Source organism: Mesorhizobium sp. M7A.T.Ca.US.000.02.2.1, from assembly GCF_003996995.1.
Classification (GTDB): domain Bacteria; phylum Pseudomonadota; class Alphaproteobacteria; order Rhizobiales; family Rhizobiaceae; genus Mesorhizobium.
Genome location: NZ_RZTT01000007.1, coordinates 1 through 25,367, shown reverse-complemented (window position 1 = coordinate 25,367; position 25,367 = coordinate 1). Strand labels below are relative to the sequence as shown.

The following is a 25,367-nucleotide window of genomic DNA, read 5'->3' as shown; positions in this document are numbered from 1 at the left end:
ACTGTTTTCCGTTCGGAATTGCGTCAAGACAGGGACATGGAGCGGTTCTGCTCTGCGTGAAACGGTGAACCGCTCCAGACGAGCGTGAGCAAGGAGAAGCAGCCATGGCCTATGACACGATCATCACCGAGACGCACGGCAAGGTCGGGCTGATCACGCTGAACAGGCCGCAGGCGCTCAACGCGCTGAACTCCCAGATACTGACCGAACTGGTGGCGGCCGTGAACGGTTTCGGTGCCGATCCCGGTATCGGCGCCATGGTCATCACCGGTTCCGAAAAGGCTTTCGCCGCCGGCGCCGACATCAAGGAGATGCAGTCCATCTCCTACGCGGACGCCTACGCCCAGGACTTCTTCGTCGGCTGGGAGGAACTGACGCGGGCGCGAAAGCCAATTATCGCGGCGGTGGCGGGCTATGCACTCGGCGGCGGCTGCGAGCTGGCGATGATGTGCGATTTCATCATCGCCGCCGACACGGCCAAGTTCGGCCAGCCAGAGATCACCCTCGGCGTCATTCCAGGCATGGGCGGGTCACAAAGGCTGACCCGCTTCGTCGGCAAGTCGAAGGCGATGGACATGTGCCTGACCGGGCGGATGATGGATGCCGCCGAGGCCGAGCGTTCTGGCCTGGTGTCGCGGGTCGTGCCCGCCGGCGAACTTGTCGAGGAGGCGTTGAAGGCGGCAGCCAAGATCGCGGCTTTCTCGCTGCCATCCGTGATGATGGCAAAAGAGGCTGTCAACCGCGCCTTCGAGACGACGCTTGCCGAAGGATTGCGGTTCGAGCGCCGGCTGTTTCACTCGCTGTTTGCATTGGACGATCAGAAGGAAGGCATGGCGGCCTTTGCCGAGAAGCGGAAGCCGAATTTCACCAACCGCTGACACCAATCCCTTGGCTGCGAAGAAGATGACTGTTGGCCGCCAAAAAGAAGGCCAGGCAGCGTTGACGCGCCGGAAAAGCTGAACTATAAGCCGCACCAACCGAGGCGGCCCCGTGGCTGCCCGTTTGTTTTTTGCGCCCTGCGGCATCCCGCATGCGCCGACCAGATCAGAAGAGAGGCATCATGGCCAATACATCCTCGGCCAAAAAGGCAACGCGCAAGATCGTCCGCCGCGCAGCGGTCAACAAGAATCGCCGCTCGCGCGTCCGCACCTATATCCGCCAGGTCGAAGAGGCTCTTGCCTCCGGTGACAAGGCTGCCGCACAGGCCGCCTTCAAGATCGCGGAGCCGGAATTGATGCGCGCCGCGACTAAGGGCGTAATTCACAAGAACACGGCGTCCCGCAAGGTGTCGCGACTGGCTCAGCGGGTCAAGGTACTGTCGGCCTGACATTACTTGCCTAGACTGACGTTCTTCGAACCCGGCCGTTTGTGCCGGGTTTTTTCGTTTGCCGGCAAGCACTTAAAAAGAATGTCCGGAAACGGCGTCTTAGGCGGATTTCACAATTGGGAATAGTTTGCCGGCATATGCATGCCTGCTGTTGATCGGCATGCTTGAAAAGGGCAGACCTAAAGATTCTTAACTGTCAGAAATAGATTATATTTTTCAAACAGTTACGGATGGTGTTCCACAGCTTGTCCACACCGGGTCGACCCGATCGGGGACAAGTCGCTGTCAAGCGAATTATTTCAGAATATTTCTGTCAGCGCCCGGTTTTTCATATTCGCCGGAAAAGGGTTTGAATCACAATGGCTTTGTAAAATTGTGCCGTTGCGGCACGCCACTCGAACCCGCCTCCAGTAACCAGATTCCTTAAAAATCCGTTAGACGTGGCCTTGCCCTATCCACAGCGATTTCGGTAGTGTCGATCTATCGAAAGGGACGGGCTCTGGCTCTTAACCCAAGCCTGAATCGGCCAGCTTAAATTGGCGGGATTTGCAACGCGGATCAAGTCCGCGGACGGTTTTGGTTTGTCTTTTTCGATACGGTAGGGGACTGGCGTAACTAGACATGGCAGGTAGACGGCGCGCCGGCGCTCTTTTCGCCGGACGGTGTTGTATTGCCCTGACATACCCAACGCGGACTGGCTTCCATGGGCCGGCACCGGTTCCCGCGGATAATGGGCGACGTTCATCTGCCGGCGGCGGTAGCGGACAGCGTAGCAAAGACTTAGGTCGCCGGAACCGGATGCAGGAGGCGCATCCCCGGTGGAAAACAGGTACGGAAGGACAAGGAAAAGATCATGCAGAGCGGCATTGAAAGGGAACTTACGGGCGACCTCCCATTTCCTGGAACTTTGATCGGAGCAAACGACATGGCGGTGTCCAGCGACGCGGAACAGAAATTCGACCGGGTCAAGACCCAGTTGAAGGCGCGCCTGGGAACCGAAGTCTATTCGAGCTGGTTTGGCCGCATGAAGGTCGCCGAGGCTTCCAAGGGCATCGTCCGCATCTCCGTGCCTACCGCCTTCCTGCGTTCATGGATCAACGGCCACTATCTCGACCTCATTTCAGAGCTGTGGAAGCAGGAGGATGCCGATCTCCTCAAGATCGACATCGTCGTGCGCACGGCAACTCGTCAGGGACGCAGCCAGGCCGAGCCAGAGGTAACGCCAGCACGCAGCAAGATGACACGGCAGACGCAGACGGCACTTGCCGCCGGCACAGTCAGCCCCAGCCGGGTGGAGCGCGCACCGGCTCCGCGTCCGGGCACACCGATCGAGAGCGAATTTCGCCACAACGTGCTGGGGTCGCCGCTCGATCCGCGTTACACGTTCGGCTCCTTCATCGAGGGACCGTCGAACCGGGTGGCCTTCGCCGCCGCCAAGGCGGTAGCGGAATCGCAATCGAGCGCAGTGCGCTTCAATCCGCTTTTCCTTCACGCAACCGTCGGGCTCGGCAAGACACATTTGCTGCAGGCCATCGCTGCGGAATCGCTGAAACAGAACCCCAAGTCGCGCGTCGTCTATCTCACGGCCGAGTATTTCATGTGGCGCTTTGCCACCGCGATCCGCGACAACAACGCGCTGACGCTCAAGGAACAGCTGCGCGACATCGACCTGCTCATCATCGACGACATGCAGTTTCTGCAGGGCAAGTCGATCCAGCATGAATTCTGCCACCTCATCAACATGCTGCTCGACAGCGCCAAGCAGGTCGTCGTCGCCGCCGACCGGCCGCCATCGGAACTGGAATCGCTCGAACCGCGGGTCCGTTCGCGCCTCAATGGCGGTGTCGCGCTTGAAATGTCGGCGCCCGATTTTGCCATGCGCCTCGGCATGCTCAAATTGCGCCTTGCCACGGCCAGGGGCGACGACGCATCGCTCGACATTTCGGAGGAGATCCTCAATCACGTCGCCCGCACCGTGACCGGCAGCGGACGCGAGCTGGAAGGCGCCTTCAATCAGCTTTTGTTCCGTCAATCCTTCGAGCCGCAGATCACCATCGACCGGATCGACGAAATCCTCGGCCACATCTATCGCACCGGCGAGCCGAAGCGTGTCCGTATCGAGGACATCCAGCGCATCGTGGCGCGTCACTACAATGTGTCGAAGACCGAATTGCTGTCCAACCGGCGCACGCGCACCATCGTCAAGCCGCGGCAGGTCGCCATGTACCTGTCGAAGGTGATGACGCCGCGCTCGCTACCCGAGATCGGACGGCGTTTCGGCGGCCGCGATCACACCACGGTGCTGCATGCCGTGCGCAAAATCGAGGACCTTTCCGGCAACGACAACACGCTGGCGCAGGAACTTGAGCTTCTGAGGCGGTTGATCAACGACCAGGCCTGATCCTCCGGGGATGGCTGAGCCGGAACAATACCGGAATTCAATGGCTTGCCAGTGCGGCGCTGGGCCTGGATCGGGCTCGTGGCGCCGCCTGGAAGCGATCTGGATTTCGGTTTTACGACACTGGCTCGCGGACTTCGGGCGCGTTATCCCCAGAAAGCCCGCGTAGCCGGCCTGAACCGGTGGCGCGGGCTTGCGTTTGCTGGTTTTTTCCTGTCAGTTTACGCAGATTCTGAGCCTGTTCAGACCTTTCGCGGGACGCCGCTCACTGGTGACCCGTCATTCATTCAAGCGAGCCTGTTTCGTCATGCGTGTTATCCTGGAACGGTCCAATCTCCTGAAGTCGCTCAACCACGTCCATCGCGTGGTCGAGCGGCGAAACACCATACCGATCCTGTCCAACGTGCTGCTCAGCGCCGAAGGCGCCAGCCTTGAAATGAAGGCGACCGATCTCGACCTCGAGGTGACCGAAGCGACACCCGCCAAGGTGGAGCGCGGCGGGGCGACGACAGTCCCGGCACATCTGCTCTACGACATCGTGCGCAAGCTTGCCGATGGCGCCGAGGTGATGCTGAAGACGGACGAGGACGGCAACGCCATGACGGTGACGTCTGGCCGCTCGAGCTTCCGCCTTCAGTGCCTGCCGCAATCCGACTTCCCGGAGCTCTCGGCCGGATCGTTCTCGCATATCTTCCGTCTCGACTCGGTTGCCCTGAAAGGCCTGATCGAGAAGACCCAATTCGCCATCTCCACCGAGGAGACGCGTTATTACCTGAACGGCATCTATCTGCACACGCATGAGGTCGGCGGCAAGTTGAAGCTGCGCTCGGTAGCGACCGACGGCCACCGCCTGGCGCGCGCCGAGATCGATGCGCCAGCGGGTTCCGAAGGCATGCCGGGCATCATCATTCCGCGCAAGACGGTGAGCGAGCTGCAGAAGCTCGTCGACGATCCGGATGTCGCGGTCACCACCGAACTGTCGGACACCAAGATCCGCTTCACGATCGGCAGCGTGGTTTTGACCTCGAAGCTGATCGACGGCACCTTCCCCGACTATCAGCGGGTCATTCCGACCGGCAACGACAAGAAGCTGATCATCGACCGCCAGAGTTTTGCCGCCGCTGTCGACCGCGTCTCGACCATCTCTTCCGAACGCGGCCGCGCGGTGAAGCTCTCGATCAGCGAGGGTCAGGTGACGCTTGCGGTCAACAATCCCGATTCAGGCAGCGCCACCGAAGAGCTGTCCGCCGACTATTCATCCGGTCCGATCGAGATCGGCTTCAACGCGAAGTACCTGCTCGACGTTGCCGCGCAACTGACCGGCACGGAAGCCAAGTTCATGCTGGCCGACGCCGGCTCGCCGACGTTGATCCACGACATGGCCGACGAGACCGCACTCTATGTGCTGATGCCGATGCGGGTGTAGCGGCGCGGTGTCAGCACTTCGGTCCTGTTGTGGACCGGCAAGCGCGATATTTACGGCAACTTCTAGAGCAATTCCAGGAAAAGTGTGAAGCGGTTTTCCCGGGAAAGGCGCATAGCGCTTTCCCTTGGGAATTGCGTTAAAACAAAGAGATAGATTGGTTTTGCGTTTCCGTGAAACGATGGAACGCTCTATAGGCGGATAGCGGTTGCCGGCACAGAACCACATAAGTAAGCTTACACTTACCAATTTCCGAAACTACGCGGCGCTGACGATCGATCTGGCGCCAGGTGCCGTGGTTTTTTCCGGCGACAACGGCGCCGGCAAGACCAATCTCCTCGAAGCAATCTCCCTTTTGACACCGGGGCGTGGTTTGCGCCGCGCCCCTTACGTGGATGTCGCACGCGACGGCGGCGACGGCGGCTTTGCATTGCATGCCCGGCTCGACGGACCTGACGGCCAGGTCGAGATCGGAACAGGCATTTCCGGCGGCGACACCGCCGGCGAAGGCGGCAGGCGGGTGCGCATCAACGGAGCGTCGGCGCGCTCGGCCGAGGACATGCTGGAATGGCTGCGCGTGGTGTGGCTGACGCCAGCCATGGACGCGTTGTTCACCGGACCGGCCGCGGATCGCCGGCGATTTCTCGATCGGCTCGTGCTGGCGATCGATCCCGGGCACGGGCAACGTGCGATCGACTACGAGAAGGCTATGCGCGGTCGTAACCGGCTGCTTACCGAAAACTCCCGGGACGACCGCTGGTTCGACGCTATCGAGACGCAGATGGCCGAAACCGGTGTGGCGATAGCCGCGGCGCGGGCCGAAATGGTGCGGCTGCTCGCCACCATGATCGACAGGCTGCCCGACACGGGACCATTTCCGCGGGCCGATATCGGCCTTTCGGGCGATCTGGAAGCCGAAATCGCCGCCGCGCCGGCGGTCGATGTCGAGGAGCGCTTCCGTCGGACGCTTGCCGGGGGCCGTGAGCGCGATCGCGCCGCCGGGCGCACCCTCGACGGCCCGCACCGTTCGGATCTGGTGGTTCGACACCGCCCCAAGGCGATGCCGGCCGAACTCTGCTCGACCGGCGAGCAGAAGGCACTGCTGGTCGGCATCGTGCTGTCGCATGCAAGGCTGACCGGCGAAATGTCGGGCATGACGCCGATCCTGCTGCTCGACGAGATCGCCGCGCATCTCGACAGCCGGCGGCGCGCGGCGCTGTTCTCCATCCTGGAGGAACTGAACTGCCAGGCGTTCATGACAGGAACCGATGCTGCGCTGTTTTCCAGTCTCCAGGGACGCGCGCAATTCCTGACTGTCGACCATGGGACGGTTGGGCCAACCGAAGGCCCCTGACAAGGTTTTTCCGTCCCTGTATGATCAGGCAATGACCACTGCCGCCCTGACCGCAGACGAGATCGAACGCTATGCCCGCCACATCGTGCTGCCGGAGATCGGCGGCGCCGGCCAGCAAAGGCTGAAACAGGCCCGGGTGCTGGTCATCGGCGCTGGCGGACTGGGCGCGCCGGTGCTTGAATATCTTGCCGCCGCCGGCGTCGGCACACTCGGCGTGATCGATGACGACACCGTTTCGCTGTCCAACCTGCAGCGCCAGGTCATTCACGGTACCGACACTGTCGGCCTGCTGAAGACCGATAGCGCCAAGGCGGCAATCGCTCGCATCAATCCCAACACCACAGTCGAACCGCATACGTTCCGGCTGACCACGGACAATGCGCCCGCCCTCGTCGCCCGCTATGACATCGTCGTCGACGGTTCCGACAATTTCGAAACGCGCTATGCCGTGGCCGATGCCTGCGCGAGCGAAGGCAAGCCGTTGGTGCATGCCGCCGTCGGACGCTTCGATGGTTCGGTGACGGTGCTGAAGCCATTCGAAGACGCCAAGGACGGCAAGCCCAACCCAAGCTATCGCGATCTGTTTCCCGAGGCGCCGCCTCCGGGCCTGGTGCCGTCCTGCGCCGAAGCCGGCGTGCTTGGCGCGCTGACCGGCGTCGTCGGCACGCTGCAGGCCATGGAGGCGATCAAGCTGATCACCGGCGTCGGCGAACCGCTGGTCGGCCGGCTGCTGCTCTATGACGGGCTGGCAGCGCGCTTCGACACCATCCGCTACAAGAGAAGCTGAATTCTTGGACCGGAACGAAGCTGTCTCCATCACGCGGATCCCGGTCGATTTCGACCGGTGGGACGATGTGCTCGCACTGATCATGCGTGCCTTCGCCTCGATGGACGGCATCATCGACCCGCCCTCCTCGGCCCACCTTTTGACCGCCGACAGCCTGCGGGACAAGGCGCGGCAGGAGACCGGCTTCGTGGCGCTCAAGGGCGACAGGATCGTCGGCTGCGTCTTTGCCCTTGAAAAAGTGACAGAGTTTTATGTCGGCAAGCTCGCCGTCCCGTCGGACTGCCAGGGACAAGGCATCGGCCGGCGGCTGATGCAGGCGGTCGAAGACCTTGCTCGCAGCCGCGGCAAGGCCGCCATCGAGCTTCAGACACGGATCGAGCTGACCGGGAATCATGAGGCCTTTGCTCGCCTCGGCTTTCGCGAAACTGAACGGACGGCGCATGAGGGCTATGCCAGGCCGACCTCGATCACCATGCGCAAAGCTATCTCGTAAGGTTTATCTTACGGTTTGTGGGCCGCGACAGCGTCAGGTCCTGAGCGGCAGCACCCGATCCGGCGGGCGGTGGCCGTCGACGAAGGCACGGATATTGATGATGACCTTCTCGCCCATATCGATGCGGCCCTCGAGCGTCGCCGAGCCCATATGCGGCAAAAGCACGACCTTGTTCTTGGCGGCGAGCTTCAGCAGCTTGCTGTTCAAAGCCGGCTCATGCTCGTAGACGTCGAGGCCGGCCCCGGCGATCTTGCCGTCCTGAATCAGCTTGACCAGCGCTTCCTCGTCGATGATGTCGCCGCGCGCGGTGTTGACGACATATGCGGTGGGCTGCAGCAGCGCCAGCCGCCGCGCTGAAAGCAGATGGAAGGTTGCCGGCGTCGAGGGACAGTTGACCGAGATGATATCCATGCGGGCCAGCATCTGGTCGAGGCTTTCCCAATACGTCGCCTCCAGCCCGTCCTCCACGGCCGGCAGCACGCGGTGGCGGTTGTGGTAGTGGATCGACAGGCCGAAGGCCTTGGCCCGTCTGGCGACGGCGGTGCCGATTCGCCCCATGCCGACAATGCCGAGCCGCTTGCCCCAGATGCGCCGGCCCAGCATCCAGGTCGGAGACCAGCCGGCCCATTTCTTGTCACCGGTGAGCACATTAGCGCCTTCCGCCAGCCGCCGCGGCACCGCCAGCATCAGCGCCATGGTCATGTCGGCGGTGTCCTCGGTCAGGACATTCGGCGTGTTGGTGACGGTGATGCCCCTCTTGGCCGCGGCCGCGACATCGATCTTGTCGACGCCATTGCCAAAATTCGCGATCAGTTTGAGGTTGTCGCCTGCCTGGGCGATCAGCGCGGCGTCGATCTGATCGGTTACCGTCGGCACCAGCACGTCGGCTTCCTTGACCGCGGCAACCAGCTCCGGCTGCGTCATCGGCCTGTCCTCGACATTCAGCCTTGCGTCGAACAACTCGCGCATGCGGGTCTCGACCGGGTCGGGCAGCTTTCGCGTGATGACGACGAGAGGCTTCTTTTTGCCTGCCATTGTTTCCCTCCCGAGTACTTGCCGCAATTCCGAACGCAAACCGCATCACACTTTTGCTGGAATTGCTTCTAACCCGATCTCGTTGAGACCTCTTTAACCAAGACCGGCGAAACTGAAAGCCGGTCGCGGTGCCGATTACTCCCTGTAACAAGCGGTGCCGCCGAAGACAAAGAAAAAGGGGCGCCGAGGCCGATGGGCAAGCGCCGAAAGGAATGAAAGTGTCTGGTTTCGCGTCGCTTCGCCTGACCCTCAGCGCAGCATTTCTCGGCGCTCTGCTTTATTCTCCGCTTGCCGTGGCGCAGAGTGCCGCTGCACCTGCCCAGGGCGTCGTCACGCTTGGTCCGAGTGGCCTGCCGCTGCCGCGGTTCGTCAGCCTGAAATCCGGCCGCGTCAACTCGCGCGTCGGTCCCGGGGCCAACTACTCGGTCGACTGGATGTATATGAAGGCCGGCCTGCCGATGGAGATCATCCAGGAATTCGACACATGGCGCCGCGTGCGCGATGCCGATGGTTCGGAAGGCTGGATCAACCAGTCGCTGCTGTCCGGCCGGCGCACGGCAATCGTTGCTCCGTGGCAGCGCGGCAAGGGTGCCCAGATCAACCTTCTCAACAGCCCCAACAAGGACGCAAGGGTGGTCGCGATGGTCGAGCCGGGCGTCATGGGCACGATCAAATCCTGCGACGGCCAGTGGTGCGAAATGACATTCGATGGCCACACAGGCTGGCTTGCCCAGTCGATCGTCTGGGGCGCCTATCCCGGCGAACGGGTCAAGGACTGATTCTTGACCCAGAATCTTAACCCCGATCCTTCACGGCCCGGTTTGGGTGTGTTGAAATTCAGGTCAGCCTAGCGCCCGATACGGCCGAGATGGGTGTCCTGAAAGCCGGTGGCAGCTTCAGGCCATAGGCCAGCGCACGGTCGATGGCGATGTGCGCGATCCAGATCAGCGCAACCGCCATCGCGGCCGCATTGCCCCACATGTGCCCGCCGAGCAGCAACAGCACGGGCACGGTAAGGGGGCCTCGCCGGTCATTCGCGGCGTTTGGGGCGCAGCCTCACCACGATATCGACATTGGCGATCTCCATCCCTTCCGGCGGCTCCGGCAGGTTGGCGACCGTCACCGGACCACTGTCGATGTCGAATATGCGGTTTTCGCCTTCGATGTAGAAATGGTGGTGGTCGGAGGTGTTGGTGTCGAAATAGGTTTTCGCGCCCTCCACGGCGAGGATGCGCAAAAGTCCCGCCTGGGTAAACTGGTGAAGGGCATTGTAGACGGTGGCCAGCGACACCGGCACGCCGGCGGCAACCGCCTCCTCGTGCAGTTCCTCGGCCGACAGATGCCGGTCGCCCTTGGCGAAAAGCAGATCGGCCAGCGCAATGCGCTGACGCGTCGGCCTCAGGCCAGCTTCACGGACCCGCTTGTCCACAGCGACATTTTCCTTCCGGCCGTCCAGGTCCATCTTCTCGTCGAACCCCACAGTTCCGCCCCAAGACAAGCCCAGAATGGCAAAAAAATGAACGTCTGCCGAAACCGGACCTCTCAGGACATATATTCTGTCGTCCGAATGCGATCAATAGCGCGCATTGACCCAGGCAGACGAGCAGGCTAAGCGCAAACGCCGGTTTCCGGCCTGAAACAGATTGTGTTAGGAAACCAACGACAAGGGCACCCGATAGCCCGGAACGATATGGGGATGAGATTGATGGCGGGTAAATCCAGCTACGAGTACGACGAATTGCTGGCCTGCGCCCGCGGCGAACTGTTCGGACCGGGCAACGCCCAGCTTCCCTATCCGCCGATGCTGATGTTCGACCGCATCACCGAGATCAGCGAGACGGGCGGCGCCTTCGAGAAGGGTTTCATCCGCGCGGAGTTCGACATCAAGCCGGACCTGTGGTTCTTTGCCTGCCATTTCATCGGCAATCCGATCATGCCGGGGTGCCTCGGCCTCGACGCCATGTGGCAATTGACGGGCTTCTATCTTGGCTGGCTGGGCGAACCCGGCAAGGGGATGGCGCTGTCGACCGGTGAAGTGAAATTCAAGGGCATGGTCACGCCCTCGGTGAAGAAGGTCGAATATGGCATCGACTTCAAGCGCGTGATGCGGGGCCGGCTGGTGCTCGGCATCGCCGATGGCTGGCTGAAGGCGGATGGCGAACCCATATACGCGGCAACGGATTTGAAAGTCGGTCTGTCCAAGCAGTCGGCGGTTGGCTGACCGGCATCCCTGGCCAGCTCTCTGGCCAGCACCCCTGGAAGGAGTTGCGAATGAGACGTGTCGTAGTCACAGGCATCGGCATTGTGTCGTCGATCGGCAACAATGCCAACGAGGTGCAGACCTCTCTGCATGACGCCAGATCCGGCATCAGCTTCTCCGATTCCTTCGCCGAACACGGCTTCCGCTGCCAGGTCTGGGGAGCGCCGACGCTCGATCCATCGGCCATGATCGACCGCCGTGCGATGCGCTTCCTGAGCCAGGGGGCTGCCTGGAACCATGTCGCCATGGATCAGGCGATCGCGGATGCGGGCCTCGGCGAGAGCGACATCACCAATGAGCGCACCGGCATCGTCATGGGATCGGGCGGGCCATCCACCCGCACCATCGTCGAAGCTGCCGAAACGACGCTGAAGAACGGCAGTCCCAAGCGCATCGGTCCGTTCGCGGTGCCGAAGGCAATGTCGTCGACCGCATCGGCGACGCTTGCCACCTGGTTCAAGATCCACGGCGTCAACTACTCGATCTCGTCGGCCTGTTCGACCTCGGCGCATTGCATCGGCAATGGCTATGAATTGATCCAGTGGGGCAAGCAGGACATCATCTTTGCCGGCGGCCACGAGGATCTCGACTGGACGATGTCGGACCTGTTCGACGCCATGGGCGCCATGTCGTCGAAATTCAACGACAAGGCATCGACCGCTTCCCGCGCCTATGACGCCAATCGCGACGGCTTCGTCATCGCCGGCGGCGCCGGGGTGCTGGTGCTGGAAGAGCTTGAGCATGCCAAAGCGCGCGGCGCGAAAATCTATGCCGAGATCGTTGGCTATGGCGCGACGTCGGATGGTCACGACATGGTTGCCCCTTCAGGCGAGGGCGCGGTCCGCTGCATGCGCCAGGCGCTGGCCACGGTTTCCACACCGGTCGACTACATCAACACCCATGGTACCTCGACGCCGGTGGGAGATTCCAAGGAAATGGGAGCGATCCGCGAGGTGTTCGGCTCAGAGATGCCGTATATCACCTCGACGAAGTCGCTGACCGGCCATTCGCTGGGCGCGGCCGGCGTGCAGGAATCCATCTATTCGATCCTGATGATGCAGGGCGGCTTCATCGGCGAAAGCGCCCATATCGAGACCCTCGACCCCGAATTCGAGGGCATGCCGATCGTGCGAAAGCGCATCGACGACGCCAGGATCGACACTGTCCTGTCCAATTCGTTCGGCTTCGGCGGCACCAACGCCACGCTCGTTTTCCAGCGCTATTCCGCATAAGGATTTGCCGGCCATGGACGGATTGATGAAGGGCAAGCGCGGGCTTGTCATGGGTGTCGCCAACGATCACTCGATCGCCTGGGGCATCGCCCGGAAATTAGCCGAACATGGCGCGGAACTCGCCTTCACCTATCAGGGTGATGCCTTCGGACGCCGGGTCAGGCCGCTGGCCGACAAGCTCGGCGCCTCGCTGGTCGTGCCGTGCGACGTCGAGGACAGCGATTCTGTCGCGGCCACGTTCGAGACTCTGGGCAAGGAATGGGGCGGGCTGGATTTCGTCGTCCACGCCATTGGCTTTTCCGACAAGAACGAGCTGAAAGGCCTCTACGCCGACACCAGCCGTGACAATTTCGTCCGCACCATGGTGATCTCCTGCTACTCCTTCACCGAGGTCGCCCGCCATGCGGCCACCTTGATGAAGGACGGCGGATCGATGATCACGCTGACCTATGCGGGGTCGGTCCGCGTCATGCCGAACTACAATGTCATGGGCGTCGCCAAGGCAGGGCTTGAGGCGAGTGTCCGGTATCTTGCGAACGACTACGGTCCGCGCGCCATCAGGGTGAACGCCATATCGGCTGGACCGGTGCGCACGCTTGCCGGCGCCGGCATTTCCGATGCGCGCCACATGTTCTCCTACCAGCAGCGAAACTCGCCGCTGCGCCGCACGGTGACCATCGACGAAGTCGGTGGCTCGGCACTTTATCTGTTGTCGGATCTGTCTTCCGGGGTTACCGGCGAAATCCACTATGTCGATTCCGGCTATCACATCGTTTCCATGCCGACGCTCGACGAATTGAAGCAGACAGACGGCGCACGAGACTAACGCCTGCCGCCCAAAGATGCGCGGCGGTTTTAAAATGGCGACATTTGAAGACACGAAGCTTAGGCGCGCCAGTTGAATCCGTTTCAGCGCCATGCGCGTTGATCCGCTCAAGAAATACTTTCGGTCCAATAAAATTGGATTCATTCGCGGAAACTCATTTTAAGGAGATATCCGCTAGAAAGCCCCGTACTCAGGGGAACTTTCAATGCTCGCCGTCAGCAACCCGAAGCGAACACCGGTGTTCCGACTGCTCACCATAGCGAGTTCGGGTCTCGGCAGTTTCGTCCTCGGGCTCTGGGGCCTGAAGCTCGGTCTCGGCGATGGTTTTGCCGGCATCTCCGCGGACTTGATGGTCCCGGTGATGGCCGCTCTTTGCGCACTGGCGGCGTCGGTCGCCGCGATGTCCTTCTTCGCCGGCGTCGATGAATCGGCGGATTTCGTCTTCACGGAAACCCATTTCGACAAGCTGACCGGCCTGGTGGCACGCCCGGCGATGGTCGGCAAGATTGCCGAGGCGGCATGCGCGACCAGCCGGACCGGCGAGCCGATGTTCCTCATCGATATCGACATCGACCGCTTCAAGCAGATCAATGACGCCATCGGCTACAGCCAGGGCGACGAGTTGATCCGCGCCTTCACCAAGCGCTTGAAGACGTGCGTGCCACCGCGCGCGCTGATCGGACGCATCGGCGCCGGTGAATTCGCGATCCTGCTCCCTGACAACCAGGTCTCAGGGTCCTTGGAAAGCACCATAGAGAGGCTCATCGACGAGATGATGGAGCCCTATGATCTCGGTACGCACCTGCAATCGGTCAGCCTGTCGGTCGGCATCGTGGCGATGCCAAAGGACGGCGTCGATCCGGTCCTCATCCTGCGCCGCTCTAATCTGGCGCTGCAGAACGCGCGCGCCAGCGGCGTCGGCAACTGGTCGGTCTTCCATGCCGAAATGGGCAGGGTCGCCGACCATCGCCAATGGATCGAATCCGAACTGCACATAGCCTTCGAACGTGGTGACTTCGACCTTCATTACCAGCCGCAGCTCGATCTCCCGACCGGCCGCATCGTCGGGTATGAAGCGCTTATCCGCTGGCGGCATCCGGAATGCGGCATGATCCCGCCGATGGAGTTCATTCCGATCGCCGAGGAAACCGGCATGATCGGCCCGATCGGCGAATGGGTGCTGCGCAAAGCCTGCAGCGACGCCCGGCATCTGCCCGACGACTGCTTCGTCGCCGTCAACATCTCGCCCGTCCAGTTCATGACCAAGGATTTTGTCGGCATCGTGCGCGACGCCATGACGAGCACCGGCATCAAGCCGTCGCGGCTGGAGCTGGAAGTGACCGAGACGGCGATGATGCAGGACCGCGACCGCGCTGCCGCCATCCTGAAGGAGCTCGCGGATATGGGCATCTCGGTCGCCGTCGACGATTTCGGCACCGGCTATTCCAATTTGAGCTACCTGATCGATTTCTCGTTCGGCAAGCTGAAGATCGACCGGTCCTTCGTCAGCCGCCTCGACACCGATTCCAGCTCGGGTGCGGTCGTCTCGACCATCGTCGGGCTGTCGCGCGCGCTCGGCGTCAGCATCATTGCCGAAGGCGTCGAGACCGAAAGCCAGGCGACGCTGCTCAGGGCAGCCGGCTGCGAGGTGGTGCAAGGCTACCTGTACGGCAGGCCGGCCCCCCTCAGGATCAGGGTCGGCGACGTGCATGTCACCGATGAGGTCCGACGCGTCGCCAATCTGCATTGAACGCGGTGCATTGTATCAACGACGAGCGACAAGCACCTTGAACATGCCGTCGCGGGCGAGTTCGGCATGGCTCGAAAAAGCGGCCGCCAGGATCGGCTCATAGGGAAGCTGGCGGTTGGCGACCATGAACAGCCGCCCACCTGGTTTCAAGGCCTTGGCCGCCGCGCGGATCATGCCGGCGCCGATCTCCGGCTCGGCCGCCCGGCTGCGGTGAAAGGGCGGGTTCATGGCGATCGCGTCGTAGCGCTTCTCGACCGGTTCCTTCAGCAGATCGATCCAGAAGAAATTCCTGGCGATCGACTGGCCGACCCCTGCCAGATGGAGCTTTGCGGCTTCGAGCGAGGCGAAATCGGCCTCATAGAGGTCGAGCTCTGAAATGCCCGGTGAGCGGACGGCGATCTCGGCAGCCAGATACCCCCAGCCGGCGCAGAAATCGGCAATGTTGCCACGCAGATCATTGGGCAGGTTCTCGACCAGCAATTTCGAGCCGGTATCGATCCGGTCGAAGGAAAACATGCCGGGCGCGGTGCGGAACCGGTTTTCAACCAGCAGAGCGGGATTGGCGGCGCGCAGTTCTTCCGCGGCGGCGAGGTCCGCGGGACGGCGTAACCAGAAGGCGATGCCGTGATATTTTGGCAGATGGCCCTCCAGCGGCACAAGTTCGCCGACGCGCTTGCGCAGGCTGGCAATGCCATCGTCCTTGCCGCCGCCAACGACGACTAAGCCGCCCGGCGCCACACGCTCAAGCGCCTCCGCGAGGCGCACTTCGTTCAGACCCCGATGCCGGCCGGCAAGCACAAGTGCCATATCGAAGCCATCGCCTTCCACTTGCGCGGTGACGACGCAGCCAGACGCCTGCAGCGCGCTAAAATGCGGCCGGAAGCCCTGCACGAGGTGAAGCGTCGCCTCGAAGCCTTCAGGCAGGCGAAAACCCGGCTCAGCGCCGAGAAACAGGGCGCGCGTAGCCTTTCCCGGCAAAGAAACAGCCTCGGCCTCGAAGGGATGGAAAAGCGTCTTCAACGGCTCGGCGGACATTGTTCGATCTCGACTTGTCTGGGCGATTTGAAAGTGAAAACCGGGGCTGAAATGAAAACGGGCGCGACATAAGCCGCGCCCGCTTCAATTCATGAACTCAAGACGTTCAGGCGGCGTTTTCTTCGCCTTCGGTCTTCTTGTCGCGGGCGAGTTCCTTGCCGGTGGCCTGGTCGACGACCTTCATCGACAGGCGGACCTTGCCGCGCTCGTCGAAGCCCATCAGCTTGACCCAGACCTTGTCGCCTTCCTTGACCACGTCCGAGGTCTTGGCGACCCGGTCGTTGGCAAGCTGCGAGATGTGGACGAGGCCGTCACGCGGACCGAAGAAGTTGACGAAAGCGCCGAAATCCGCGGTCTTGACGACCGTACCTTCGTAGATCTCGCCGACTTCCGGCTCGGCGACGATGGTGTGGATCCACTTCTTCGCCGCCTCGATCTCCTTGGCGTTGGACGAAGCGATCTTGACCGTGCCGTCGTCCTCGATGTTGATCTTGGCGCCGGTCTTTTCGACGATCTCGCGGATCACCTTGCCGCCCGAGCCGATCACGTCACGGATCTTGTCGGTCGGGATGTGCATCACTTCGATGCGCGGTGCGAACTCACCCAGTTCCGAACGCGCGCCGGTCAGAGCATGCGCCATCTCGCCGAGGATGTGCTGGCGGCCATCCTTGGCCTGGTCCAGCGCGATCTTCATGATCTCCTCGGTGATGCCTTCGATCTTGATATCCATCTGCAGCGAGGTGATGCCGTTCGCGGTGCCGGCGACCTTGAAGTCCATGTCGCCGAGGTGATCCTCATCACCAAGGATGTCGGACAGAACGGCGAAACGCTCGCCTTCCTTGATCAGGCCCATGGCGATACCGGCGACCGGCTTTGCCAGCGGCACGCCGGCATCCATCAGCGCCAGCGAGGTGCCGCAGACGGTGGCCATCGACGACGAGCCGTTGGACTCGGTGATCTCCGAGACGACGCGCAGCGTGTAGGGGAACTGGTCGGCACTCGGCAGCATCGGGCGAATGGCGCGCCAGGCGAGCTTGCCATGGCCGATTTCGCGACGGCCCGGCGAACCCATGCGGCCGGTCTCGCCGACGGAGTAGGGAGGGAAGTTGTAGTGAAGGAGGAACTTCTCCTTGTACATGCCGGTCAGCGAATCGACATACTGCTCGTCCTCGCCGGTGCCGAGCGTGGCAACGACCAGCGCCTGGGTCTCGCCGCGGGTGAACAGCGCCGAACCGTGGGTGCGCGGCAGGACGCCGACTTCGGAAACGATCTTGCGGACCGTCTTGAGGTCACGGCCATCGATGCGCGAGCCGGTGTCGAGAATGTTCCAGCGCACGACCTTGGCCTGGAGTTCCTTGAAAACCGAACCGATCTGCTCGGAGGTGTACTTGGCGTCTTCGCCTTCGGCCGGGGCGAACGCTGCCTTGACCTTCGCCTTGACGGCGTCGACGGCGGCGTAGCGCTTCTGCTTGTCGACGTTCTTGTAGGCATTGCTGAGTTCGTCGCCGACGATCTTCAGCATCTCGGCTTCAAGCGCGGAATAGTCCGGCGCGGTGAAGTCGCGCGGCTCCTTGGCGGCGACTTCGGCCAGCTTGATGATGGCGTCGATGACCGGCTGGAAACCCTTGTGGCCGAACATGACGGCGCCGAGCATCAGCTCTTCGCCCAATTCCTTGGCCTCGGACTCAACCATCAGCACGGCGTCGGTGGTGCCGGCGACGATCAGGTCGAGCTTCGATTCCTGCATCTCGTCGACATGCGGGTTGAGCACGTATTCGCCGTTGATATAGCCAACGCGGGCGCCGCCGATCGGGCCCATGAAGGGCACGCCCGAGAGCGTCAGGGCAGCCGAGGTGGCCACGATCGACAGGATGTCGGGATCGTTCTCGAGGTCATGCTGGACGACGGTGACGACGATCTGCGTGTCGTTCTTGTAGCCGGAGGCGAAGAGCGGGCGGATCGGGCGGTCGATGAGGCGGGAAACCAGCGTTTCCTTCTCGCTCGGACGGCCTTCACGCTTGAAATAGCCACCCGGGATCTTGCCGGCGGCGTAAGTCTTTTCCTGGTAGTTGACGGTCAGCGGGAAGAAATCGAGGCCGGGCTTCGGCTCCTTCATCGAAACAACGGTGGCGAGAACCTTGGTCTCGCCGTAGGTGGCGAGCACCGCGCCGTCAGCCTGGCGTGCGATCTTGCCGGTTTCGAGGATGAGCGGACGGCCGCCCCATTCGATTTCCACTTTGTGGTGATTGAACATGTCTTGTCCTTAATATGAGGAAAGGGCCGCGCCGTTTCACGGTGCGCGGATGCCCTTTCCCTGGCTTCCTTTCTCGGGCAGCCACGGGCAAGACAACGGGAAGCTCGGGTGATTTCGGCGCACTGCGCGCGCGAGCGTCCTGCAATCCTGCCCCATGACCGTCCATGGGCGGTTTCGAGTGCCCTCTGCACGATCGAAACCGGGTCTGGCCAGTCGATACGACTGGCAGAATGCGCGACCGGCGGGCTCTCCTTCGAAAGCCCGCCGGTCAATTCGTCAACGACGCAGACCGAGCTTCTCGATCAGCGTCTGGTAGCGCGCGTCGTCCTTGCGCTTGAGATAATCAAGCAGGCTGCGGCGCTGGGAGACGAGAGCAAGCAGACCACGGCGGGAATGGTTATCCTTCTTGTGGTCCTTGAAATGGTCGGTCAGGTTCTTGATGCGCTCGGAAAGGATGGCCACCTGGACTTCCGGAGACCCGGTATCGCCCTTGGCGGTTGCGAATTCACCCATCAATTCCTGTTTGCGCTCGGCAGTAATCGACATCGTGCTTTTCCTTATCTGTTTGAGGAAACGGGTCGCCCTCAGCCGGGATGTCGTCCAGCAGGGGCCGGTGCAAGCAAAGCGTCACAGCGCTATGCTGCGGCGCATATAGTGCAATTCCCCGGAAAACACCAGCCCAATTCACCAGCCGGCTTTTCAGGCCCAAAATGGCAGGTTTATCCTTGTCAAAGCCATTTCTTCCATTTGAAGAAGGCGATCAGCCCGAACGCGACAAGCGCCATGAACAGCAGCGACAAGGGATAGCCATAATAGGCCTTCAGTTCCGGCATGTTCCAGGGCGAAGACTCCGGGTCGAAATTCATGCCCCAGATGCCGACCAGGAAGGTGAGCGGCATGAAGATGACCGATACGATGGTGAGATAGCTGATGACGTCGTTGGTGCGCGCCTGGCTCAGCGACAGGTGCATCTCGATCAGGCCGGTCAGCATGTCGCGCTGGGTTTCGACCAGTTCGATCAGCCGCAGCGCATGGTCGAGCGTGTCGTTGAGGAAGATCTTGGTCTCGGCCTTCACATAGGGCACATCGTTGCGGATCAGCGTCGCCAGCGCATCGCGCATCGGCCAAAGCACGCCTTTCAGCACGTTGGCGTCGCGCCGCAATTCATGCAGTTGCCGCATCTGATGCTTGTGCGGCGAATGCAGCATCTCGTCCTCAATGCTGTCGACCGTATCGCCGGCGGCCTCGATCGGCGGAAAGTAGCTGTCGACGATGGCATCGATCAGCGCATAGGCGAGGTAATCGGCGCCGCGGGCGCGCAGCCGGTTGGGCGCCGAACTTTCGATGCGCTTGCGCACCGGATCGAACGGATCGCCTTCCCGCTCCTGGAAGGTGACGACGAAGTTGCTGCCGAAGAAGACGGCGATCTGCTCATAGCGATGCGAGGTGACGTCGTCGATCATCCTGACGACGACGAAGGCATGGTCCTCGAAGAAGTCGACCTTCGGCCGCTGGCCGGTGTTGACGACGTCCTCCAGCGCCAGCGGATGCAGGCTGAAAATGCGGCCGATCTCCTCGATCAGCGGGATGTTGGCGAGGCCGGTGCAGTCGAGCCAGAGGACCGGCCATTTGTCGCAATGAGTGTTGAGGTCGTCGATGCTGGCATTTTCGATGGTTTTGAATTTTTCGGGCGAGATCAGCGTCAGCCTGAGTTCGCTGCGACGCGCCGAGGGATCGGCGATCAGCGTGCCAGGCGACGCACCGACCGGCGGCCGGCGCGTTTTCACCGGCGCCCGTTTGTTCACCGCTTCGGCCTTTGCCATGTGCCCCTCGAGCGTAGAGTCGAACTGAAGTTAGACGAGAGCCGTCACCCGGCAAAGACCCGCTTGGGCTTGAACATGCCTTGCTCGATGGCACCGATGGCGACCAGCTTGCCGCGCGCCGTGGCGCAGGCTTCCTCGGCTTCCACCGGTGCATCGCGGCCGCGGATGATGACTGGGTTGCCAAGGCGGATCTTGGTCGCCGCATCGTCGCTGATGGCGATCTGCGGCAGGCAATCGAGGGCAGCCGATGTGTCGACCAGGAGCGCATCGATGGCATCGAAGTCGATTGGCACTTCCACCTTGTCGGCAGCCTCTGCCGTGTCGGCGGCTACCGTAGCGTCGGCGATATCAGTCGCGTCCGCGTTTCCCTCCACCACGCCGAAACGGGCAGCTTCCAACTCGGCGATGGTAACGAAGTCCTCCGAGGTGAACGGTTCGACCTCGACCCGGCGCAATTCTCTGATATGGCCGAAACAGCCCATGTCGCGGCCCATGTCGCGGGCCAGCGAGCGCACATAGGTGCCCTTGCCGCATTCGACCTCGAAAACAGTGTGGTCGGCGCCATGCTCGACAACGTCCAGACGGCCGATCTCGATCTCTCGCGCGGGTATGTCGACCGTCGCACCGTCGCGGGCCAGATCATAGGCGCGCTCGCCGGCGATCTTGATGGCCGAGAATTGCGGCGGCGTCTGCATGATGACGCCGGTGTATTTCGGCAGCAGGGCGAGCACCTCGGCTTCCGACGGACGCAGATCGGACTCCTTCGTCACCGGACCTTCGAGGTCATCGGTGGAGCGCTCCTGCCCCCATGCGACGGTGAAGCGATAGATCTTGGCGCCGTCCTGCACGTAGGGAACGGTCTTGGTGGCCTCGCCAAGCGCGATCGGCAGCATGCCGGACGCCAGCGGGTCGAGCGTGCCGGCATGGCCGGCCTTTTCGGCCTGGAACAGCCATTTGATCTTGGAGACGGCTTCGGTCGAGCCCATGCCGACCGGCTTGTCCAGGATCAGCCAGCCCGAGATCGGCCGGCCCTTCTTCTTGCCGCGGCGCGCCACTATTCGGTGTCCTTGTTGTCGTCTTTGTCCTGGTCCGCGTTTTGCTGGCCCTCAGGATCCAGATCGCGCGCCACTTCCGGGGATTTCAAGAGGTCGTTGATCCTGGCGAAATTGTCGAAGGAGGTGTCGAGTTTGAAGCGAAACTCCGGCATGAATTTCATCTGCCGCAGCGCGCCGGAGACACGGCCACGGATGAATTTCGCATGCTTGTTCAGCGCCTCGACCACCGCATCGGTATCCTTGGCGCCGAGTGGCGAAACGAAAGCGGTAGCGACCTTCAAATCGGGCGACATGCGCACTTCCGAGACCGACACCACGGTGTTCTCGATCAGCGGATCGATGATCTCGCCGCGCTGCAGGGTTTCGGACAGCGCATGGCGCACCTGTTCGGCGACGCGCAGCATGCGCTGGGATGGGCTGGATGTGGTTGGACGGGGCATTTTTCTCTATCCTGAAGCGTGAGGCGCGGGATGGGACCGTGCCGCATGTCTCATATGGGTCGTTCTCAATAGACCTCGGGCGGCGGCCTTTCGGCCACCGCCCGGTATGGACAAGTCACTCGAACTCAGAGTGTCCGGGTCACCATCTCGACGCGGAAGCACTCGATGACGTCGCCGACGCGCATGTCCTCGTAGTTCTGGAAGGCCATGCCGCATTCCTGGCCGCCGGGAACTTCCGAAACTTCGTCCTTGAAGCGCTTCAGGGTCTTCAGCGTCCCTTCGTGGATGACGACGTTGTCACGGATCAGGCGCACACCCGCGCCACGCTCGACCTTGCCTTCGGTGACACGGCAGCCGGCGATCTTGCCGACTTTGGTGATGTCGAAGATTTCGAGGATCTGCGCATTGCCGATGAAGGTCTCGCGACGCTCCGGCGACAGCAGGCCCGACAGAGCCGCCTTCACGTCATCCACAAGGTTGTAGATGATCGAGTAATAGCGGATCTCGATGCCAGCCGCCGCTGCGGCGGCACGCGCCTGGACGTTGGCGCGGACGTTGAAGCCGATGATCGCGGCACCCGAAGTCTCCGCCAACGACACGTCGCTTTCGGTGATGGCGCCGGCGCCGGCATGGACGATGCGCGCACGGACTTCGTCGGTGCCGAGCTTGTCGAGCGCGGCGTTGATCGCCTCGATCGAGCCCTGCACGTCACCCTTGATGACCAGCGGAAATTCCTTCAGCCCGCTTGTCTGCAATTGCGACATCATCTGCTCGAGCGAACCGCGCTGGCCGGCATGCTTGGCAACGGCCTTCTCGCGCGCCAGACGCTGGCGGTATTCGGTGATCTCGCGGGCACGGGCCTCGTTGTTGACCACGGCGAAGCGGTCGCCGGCCTGCGGGGTGCCCTGCAAGCCAAGCACTTCCACCGGCATCGCCGGCGGCGCTTCCTTGATCTGCACGCCACGATCGTTGACCAGCGCACGCACCCGGCCCCATTCGTTGCCGGCAACGAGGATGTCGCCCGGCATCAGCGTGCCGGTCTGCACCAGCACGGTGGCAACGGGACCACGGCCCTTGTCGAGCTGGGCTTCGATGACGACGCCTTCGGCGGTACGATCCGGATTGGCCTTCAGGTCGAGAATTTCGGCCTGCAGCAGGATCGCCTCGAGCAGCTTGTCGAGGTTGGTGCCCTTGGTCGCCGACACTTCGACGTCCAGAACTTCACCGCCCATGGATTCGACGAAAACCTCGTGGCGCAGCAGTTCGGAGCGCACTTTCTGCGGATCGGCATCATGCTTGTCGATCTTGTTGATCGCCACGATGATCGGAACGCCGGCCGCCTTGGCATGGCTGATCGATTCGATCGTCTGCGGCATGACGCTGTCGTCGGCGGCAACCACCAGGATGGCAATGTCGGTCGCCTGGGCGCCACGAGCACGCATCGCCGTGAAGGCGGCGTGGCCGGGCGTGTCGATGAAGGTGATCTTGTGACCGTTCTTCTCGACCTGGTAGGCGCCGATATGCTGGGTGATGCCGCCGGCTTCGCCGGAGACGACATTGGCGTTGCGGATCGCGTCGAGCAGCGAGGTCTTGCCATGATCGACGTGACCCATGATCGTCACGACCGGCGGACGCGAAACCAGGTCCTCGGCATTGTCGGCGATGTTGAACAGGCCTTCCTCGATGTCGGACTCGGCGACGCGGCGGACCGTGTGGCCGAATTCGGTAGCAACCAGCTCGGCCGTGTCGGCATCGATGACGTCGCCCGGCTTCAGGATCTGGCCCTGCTTCATGAAGAACTTGACCAGGTCGACCGCGCGCTCGGACATGCGTTGCGCCAGTTCCTGGATGGTAATGGTCTCTGGCAGGATCACTTCGCGCATGACTTTCTCGCGCGGCTCATTGTGCATCGCGCGCTTGAATTTTTCCTGGCGGCGACGCATCGACGACAGCGAACGGGCTCGCGCATCTTCGTCGGACAAGGCTGAATTCAGCGTCAGCTTGCCGCGGCGGCGGTCTTCCTCGGCCTTGGTCGGTTTGGCCGGACGCGCCACTTCGGGCGTGACCGGACGGCGCACCGGTGCGCCGGCACCAACACGCTTCGGCTTGGCCACTTCCTCGTCATCGACCGTTGCCAGTTCGGCAGCCAATGGCGCGCGTCGACGGGCCTCTTCCTCAGCCCGACGGCGGGATTCGGCCTCGGTCTGCAACCGCGCCTCTTCCTCGGCCTGGCGGCGTGCGGATTCATCGCGTTCGCGCTTGCGGCGCTCTTCGTCCTCGGCGCGACGCTTGGCATCCTCGGCGGCGCGCTGGCGGTCCTCGACCTCGCGAACCTTCGAGCCCTCGAGCGCCCTGCGGCGTGCTTCCATTTCACTGCGCGAAAGCTCGTTCAGCACCATGCCGCTGCGTTCGACCGGGGCCGGTGGCGGTGGTGGCGCCTTCGGTGCTTCCGGCACGACAACGGTTGCGGCCACGACCGCCGGCTTCGGTGTGAAGACCGGGGCGGCAACAGGCTCCGGCTTGTCGCCGGGCATCGAGAACTTGCGCTTCTTGGTTTCGACGACGACCTGCTTGGTGCGGCCGTGCGAGAAGTTCTGGCGCACAGTGCCCTGTTCCATACCGGGGCGCTTCAGCGTCAAGGTCTTCTTCGGCGTCACACTCAGCGTATTGTCGTCACCCGATTTCGTATCGCTCATTCCATATCCTCTGCGGCATCATCTTCGTCAGCAACAGCCGCAAGCATTGCCAGATCGTCCGGGGAACCGCCCCGATACCGGTCGAGCGCAACCATGCGCTTCTGGACCGCCCTGCCCGCGTCTCCCGCGAGAACGGCAGCATGTATCACATTTGTACCCCCCAATGCCAAGCTCAACTCGGCCTCGGAGAAAAGTTTGTAGGCAAGGATGGCGGGCCCGCCGAGATGGACTGTCGCCCGTCGCGCCTGGCTGATCTTGCGCACGCCGTCATCGGACGCCTCGGTCGCGTGGAGCACGAAAAGCGCCAATCCGCCGCGAACAGCACTTTCGACCTTGGTAGCACCAAGCGAAATTGCGCCTGCCTTACGGGCAAGACCAAGCATGCCCAGAGCGTGCCTGGAAAGCAGCCCGTCGATCATGCCGCCAAGATCGGGCGGCACGACCACCTGTGCCTTGAAGGCGCGGGCAAAGAGGTTCTTCGCCGCAGCCTTGTCGATATGTAGGCGGTCGGCGCTCACCCAGCAACCGCGGCCGGGCAGATTTCTCTTGATGTCGGGAACGACGGCCGAATCCGGGCCGACGACGAACCGGATCAGATCATCCGGTTCGGCTTGTTTGCGCGTAACGATGCAGGTGCGATCGTTCATCTCGTCCAGGGGCGGGTTCGGTGCGATGCGGTTTCACCTCACGCACCAACGGCTTCGTCAGCCGAGACTTCTTCGGCTGCAAGCTCGTCTTCGGTGATCCAGCCGGCCTTGAGGCGGGCGGCCAGAACCATCTGTTCGGCGTCCGCGCGGGTCACGCCATGATTGGCCAGCACGCCCGGATAGACCTTTGTCTCGCCGTCCTTGCGTTCCTTCCAGCCGGTCAGGTCGTCGGCGGCATAGCCGGCGAAATCCTCGATCGTCTTCACGCCGTCCTCGCCAAGCGTCACCATCATGGCGGTGGTGACGCCGGGAATTTCGCGCAACTCGTCCGAAACACCGAGCGCCTTGCGCTTGTCATCATGCTCGGCCTCGATCTTCTCCAGATATTCGCGGGCGCGGGTCTGGATTTCCGAAGCGGTATCCTCGTCGAAACCGTCGATCGAGGCGATCTCGCCGGAATCGACATACGCGACTTCCTCGACGCTGGTGAAGCCTTCGGAGGCCAGCACCTGGCCGACCATCTCGTCGACGT

23 protein-coding genes and 1 pseudogene are annotated in these 25,367 nt (G+C 62.3%); 12 read left to right on the top strand and 12 right to left on the bottom strand.

Annotated elements, in window-relative coordinates; all coding sequences use genetic code 11:
* The first annotated feature begins 104 nt into the window (after nucleotides 1-104).
* The 7 genes from EOD15_RS01645 (at nucleotide 105) to EOD15_RS01615 (ending at nucleotide 7,782) form a co-directional block, all read left to right on the top strand.
* On the top strand, nucleotides 105-878 hold the full coding sequence (locus tag EOD15_RS01645) for an enoyl-CoA hydratase (RefSeq protein WP_127321821.1): 774 nt from the start codon (nucleotides 105-107) through the stop codon (nucleotides 876-878).
* A 182-nt stretch (nucleotides 879-1,060) separates the two neighbouring features.
* Nucleotides 1,061-1,327, top strand: a complete 267-nt coding sequence (gene rpsT, locus EOD15_RS01640) for a 30S ribosomal protein S20 (protein ID WP_027039558.1) — start codon at nucleotides 1,061-1,063, stop codon at nucleotides 1,325-1,327.
* Nucleotides 1,328-2,252: 925 nt separating this feature from the next.
* On the top strand, nucleotides 2,253-3,728 hold the full coding sequence (gene dnaA / locus EOD15_RS01635) for a chromosomal replication initiator protein DnaA (RefSeq protein ID WP_245463546.1): 1,476 nt from the start codon (nucleotides 2,253-2,255) through the stop codon (nucleotides 3,726-3,728).
* Between the two features lie 304 nt (nucleotides 3,729-4,032).
* Nucleotides 4,033-5,151 (top strand): DNA polymerase III subunit beta, encoded by a 1,119-nt coding sequence (gene dnaN, locus EOD15_RS01630; RefSeq protein WP_127408248.1) that lies wholly within the window; start codon nucleotides 4,033-4,035, stop codon nucleotides 5,149-5,151.
* 205 nt (nucleotides 5,152-5,356) lie between these two features.
* The gene (recF, locus tag EOD15_RS01625; protein WP_127318963.1) at nucleotides 5,357-6,502 is read left to right on the top strand and encodes a DNA replication/repair protein RecF; all 1,146 of its coding nucleotides are present in this window, start codon (nucleotides 5,357-5,359) and stop codon (nucleotides 6,500-6,502) included.
* Between the two features lie 31 nt (nucleotides 6,503-6,533).
* Nucleotides 6,534-7,289 (top strand): molybdopterin-synthase adenylyltransferase MoeB, encoded by a 756-nt coding sequence (locus EOD15_RS01620; RefSeq protein ID WP_127318965.1) that lies wholly within the window; start codon nucleotides 6,534-6,536, stop codon nucleotides 7,287-7,289.
* 4 nt (nucleotides 7,290-7,293) lie between these two features.
* Complete coding sequence (locus EOD15_RS01615) at nucleotides 7,294-7,782, top strand: GNAT family N-acetyltransferase (RefSeq protein WP_127318967.1); 489 nt, start codon at nucleotides 7,294-7,296, stop codon at nucleotides 7,780-7,782.
* A gap of 33 nt (nucleotides 7,783-7,815) precedes the next feature.
* Here the strand turns inward: EOD15_RS01615 and EOD15_RS01610 are convergent, their stop codons facing one another.
* The gene (locus EOD15_RS01610; RefSeq protein WP_023811391.1) at nucleotides 7,816-8,817 is read right to left on the bottom strand and encodes a D-glycerate dehydrogenase; all 1,002 of its coding nucleotides are present in this window, start codon (nucleotides 8,815-8,817) and stop codon (nucleotides 7,816-7,818) included.
* A gap of 218 nt (nucleotides 8,818-9,035) precedes the next feature.
* Between EOD15_RS01610 and EOD15_RS01605 the strand changes: the two genes are divergently transcribed.
* On the top strand, nucleotides 9,036-9,596 hold the full coding sequence (locus tag EOD15_RS01605) for an SH3 domain-containing protein (RefSeq protein WP_127267923.1): 561 nt from the start codon (nucleotides 9,036-9,038) through the stop codon (nucleotides 9,594-9,596).
* A 68-nt stretch (nucleotides 9,597-9,664) separates the two neighbouring features.
* Here the strand turns inward: EOD15_RS01605 and EOD15_RS01600 are convergent.
* Together EOD15_RS01600 and irrA are read right to left on the bottom strand one after the other, a co-directional pair.
* A pseudogene (locus tag EOD15_RS01600) lies at nucleotides 9,665-9,828 on the bottom strand (DUF4260 family protein); the annotation flags it as partial.
* A gap of 19 nt (nucleotides 9,829-9,847) precedes the next feature.
* Nucleotides 9,848-10,279, bottom strand: a complete 432-nt coding sequence (gene irrA, locus EOD15_RS01595; RefSeq protein ID WP_024503471.1) for an iron response transcriptional regulator IrrA — start codon at nucleotides 10,277-10,279, stop codon at nucleotides 9,848-9,850.
* Nucleotides 10,280-10,522: 243 nt separating this feature from the next.
* On the opposite strand from irrA, the gene fabA reads away from it, so the two are divergent.
* The 4 genes from fabA to EOD15_RS01575 all read left to right on the top strand — a co-directional run bounded on the left by fabA (nucleotide 10,523) and on the right by EOD15_RS01575 (nucleotide 14,885).
* Nucleotides 10,523-11,038 (top strand): 3-hydroxyacyl-[acyl-carrier-protein] dehydratase FabA, encoded by a 516-nt coding sequence (fabA, locus tag EOD15_RS01590; protein WP_013527885.1) that lies wholly within the window; start codon nucleotides 10,523-10,525, stop codon nucleotides 11,036-11,038.
* A gap of 50 nt (nucleotides 11,039-11,088) precedes the next feature.
* A complete protein-coding gene (gene fabB / locus EOD15_RS01585) occupies nucleotides 11,089-12,309 on the top strand; it encodes a beta-ketoacyl-ACP synthase I (protein ID WP_127318969.1) in 1,221 nt (406 codons plus the stop codon).
* A gap of 13 nt (nucleotides 12,310-12,322) precedes the next feature.
* Complete coding sequence (gene fabI / locus EOD15_RS01580; RefSeq protein ID WP_127318971.1) at nucleotides 12,323-13,135, top strand: enoyl-ACP reductase FabI; 813 nt, start codon at nucleotides 12,323-12,325, stop codon at nucleotides 13,133-13,135.
* A 205-nt stretch (nucleotides 13,136-13,340) separates the two neighbouring features.
* Entirely contained in the window at nucleotides 13,341-14,885 is a 1,545-nt protein-coding gene (locus EOD15_RS01575) for a bifunctional diguanylate cyclase/phosphodiesterase (protein WP_127318973.1), read from the top strand.
* Between the two features lie 15 nt (nucleotides 14,886-14,900).
* On the opposite strand, the gene EOD15_RS01570 is transcribed toward EOD15_RS01575, so the two are convergent.
* The 9 genes from EOD15_RS01570 to EOD15_RS01530 form a co-directional block, all read right to left on the bottom strand.
* Entirely contained in the window at nucleotides 14,901-15,920 is a 1,020-nt protein-coding gene (locus EOD15_RS01570; RefSeq protein ID WP_127318975.1) for a class I SAM-dependent methyltransferase, read from the bottom strand.
* A 106-nt stretch (nucleotides 15,921-16,026) separates the two neighbouring features.
* The gene (pnp, locus tag EOD15_RS01565; protein ID WP_127318977.1) at nucleotides 16,027-18,174 is read right to left on the bottom strand and encodes a polyribonucleotide nucleotidyltransferase; all 2,148 of its coding nucleotides are present in this window, start codon (nucleotides 18,172-18,174) and stop codon (nucleotides 16,027-16,029) included.
* Nucleotides 18,175-18,450: 276 nt separating this feature from the next.
* Nucleotides 18,451-18,762, bottom strand: coding sequence for a 30S ribosomal protein S15 (gene rpsO, locus EOD15_RS01560; protein WP_281035278.1), 312 nt, complete (start codon nucleotides 18,760-18,762; stop codon nucleotides 18,451-18,453).
* A gap of 140 nt (nucleotides 18,763-18,902) precedes the next feature.
* Nucleotides 18,903-19,997 (bottom strand): magnesium/cobalt transporter CorA, encoded by a 1,095-nt coding sequence (gene corA, locus EOD15_RS01555; RefSeq protein WP_127270701.1) that lies wholly within the window; start codon nucleotides 19,995-19,997, stop codon nucleotides 18,903-18,905.
* A 44-nt stretch (nucleotides 19,998-20,041) separates the two neighbouring features.
* A complete protein-coding gene (gene truB / locus EOD15_RS01550) occupies nucleotides 20,042-21,052 on the bottom strand; it encodes a tRNA pseudouridine(55) synthase TruB (protein ID WP_127318979.1) in 1,011 nt (336 codons plus the stop codon).
* On the bottom strand, nucleotides 21,052-21,492 hold the full coding sequence (gene rbfA / locus EOD15_RS01545) for a 30S ribosome-binding factor RbfA (RefSeq protein ID WP_127318981.1): 441 nt from the start codon (nucleotides 21,490-21,492) through the stop codon (nucleotides 21,052-21,054). Before rbfA ends, truB begins: the two co-directional genes overlap by 1 nt.
* A gap of 125 nt (nucleotides 21,493-21,617) precedes the next feature.
* Entirely contained in the window at nucleotides 21,618-24,188 is a 2,571-nt protein-coding gene (infB, locus tag EOD15_RS01540; RefSeq protein WP_127318983.1) for a translation initiation factor IF-2, read from the bottom strand.
* Nucleotides 24,185-24,835, bottom strand: coding sequence for an RNA-binding protein (locus EOD15_RS01535; protein WP_023811407.1), 651 nt, complete (start codon nucleotides 24,833-24,835; stop codon nucleotides 24,185-24,187). Before EOD15_RS01535 ends, infB begins: the two co-directional genes overlap by 4 nt.
* 38 nt (nucleotides 24,836-24,873) lie before the next feature.
* The coding region (locus EOD15_RS01530; protein WP_245463545.1) for a helix-hairpin-helix domain-containing protein at nucleotides 24,874-25,367 on the bottom strand (494 nt) is incomplete at its 5' end.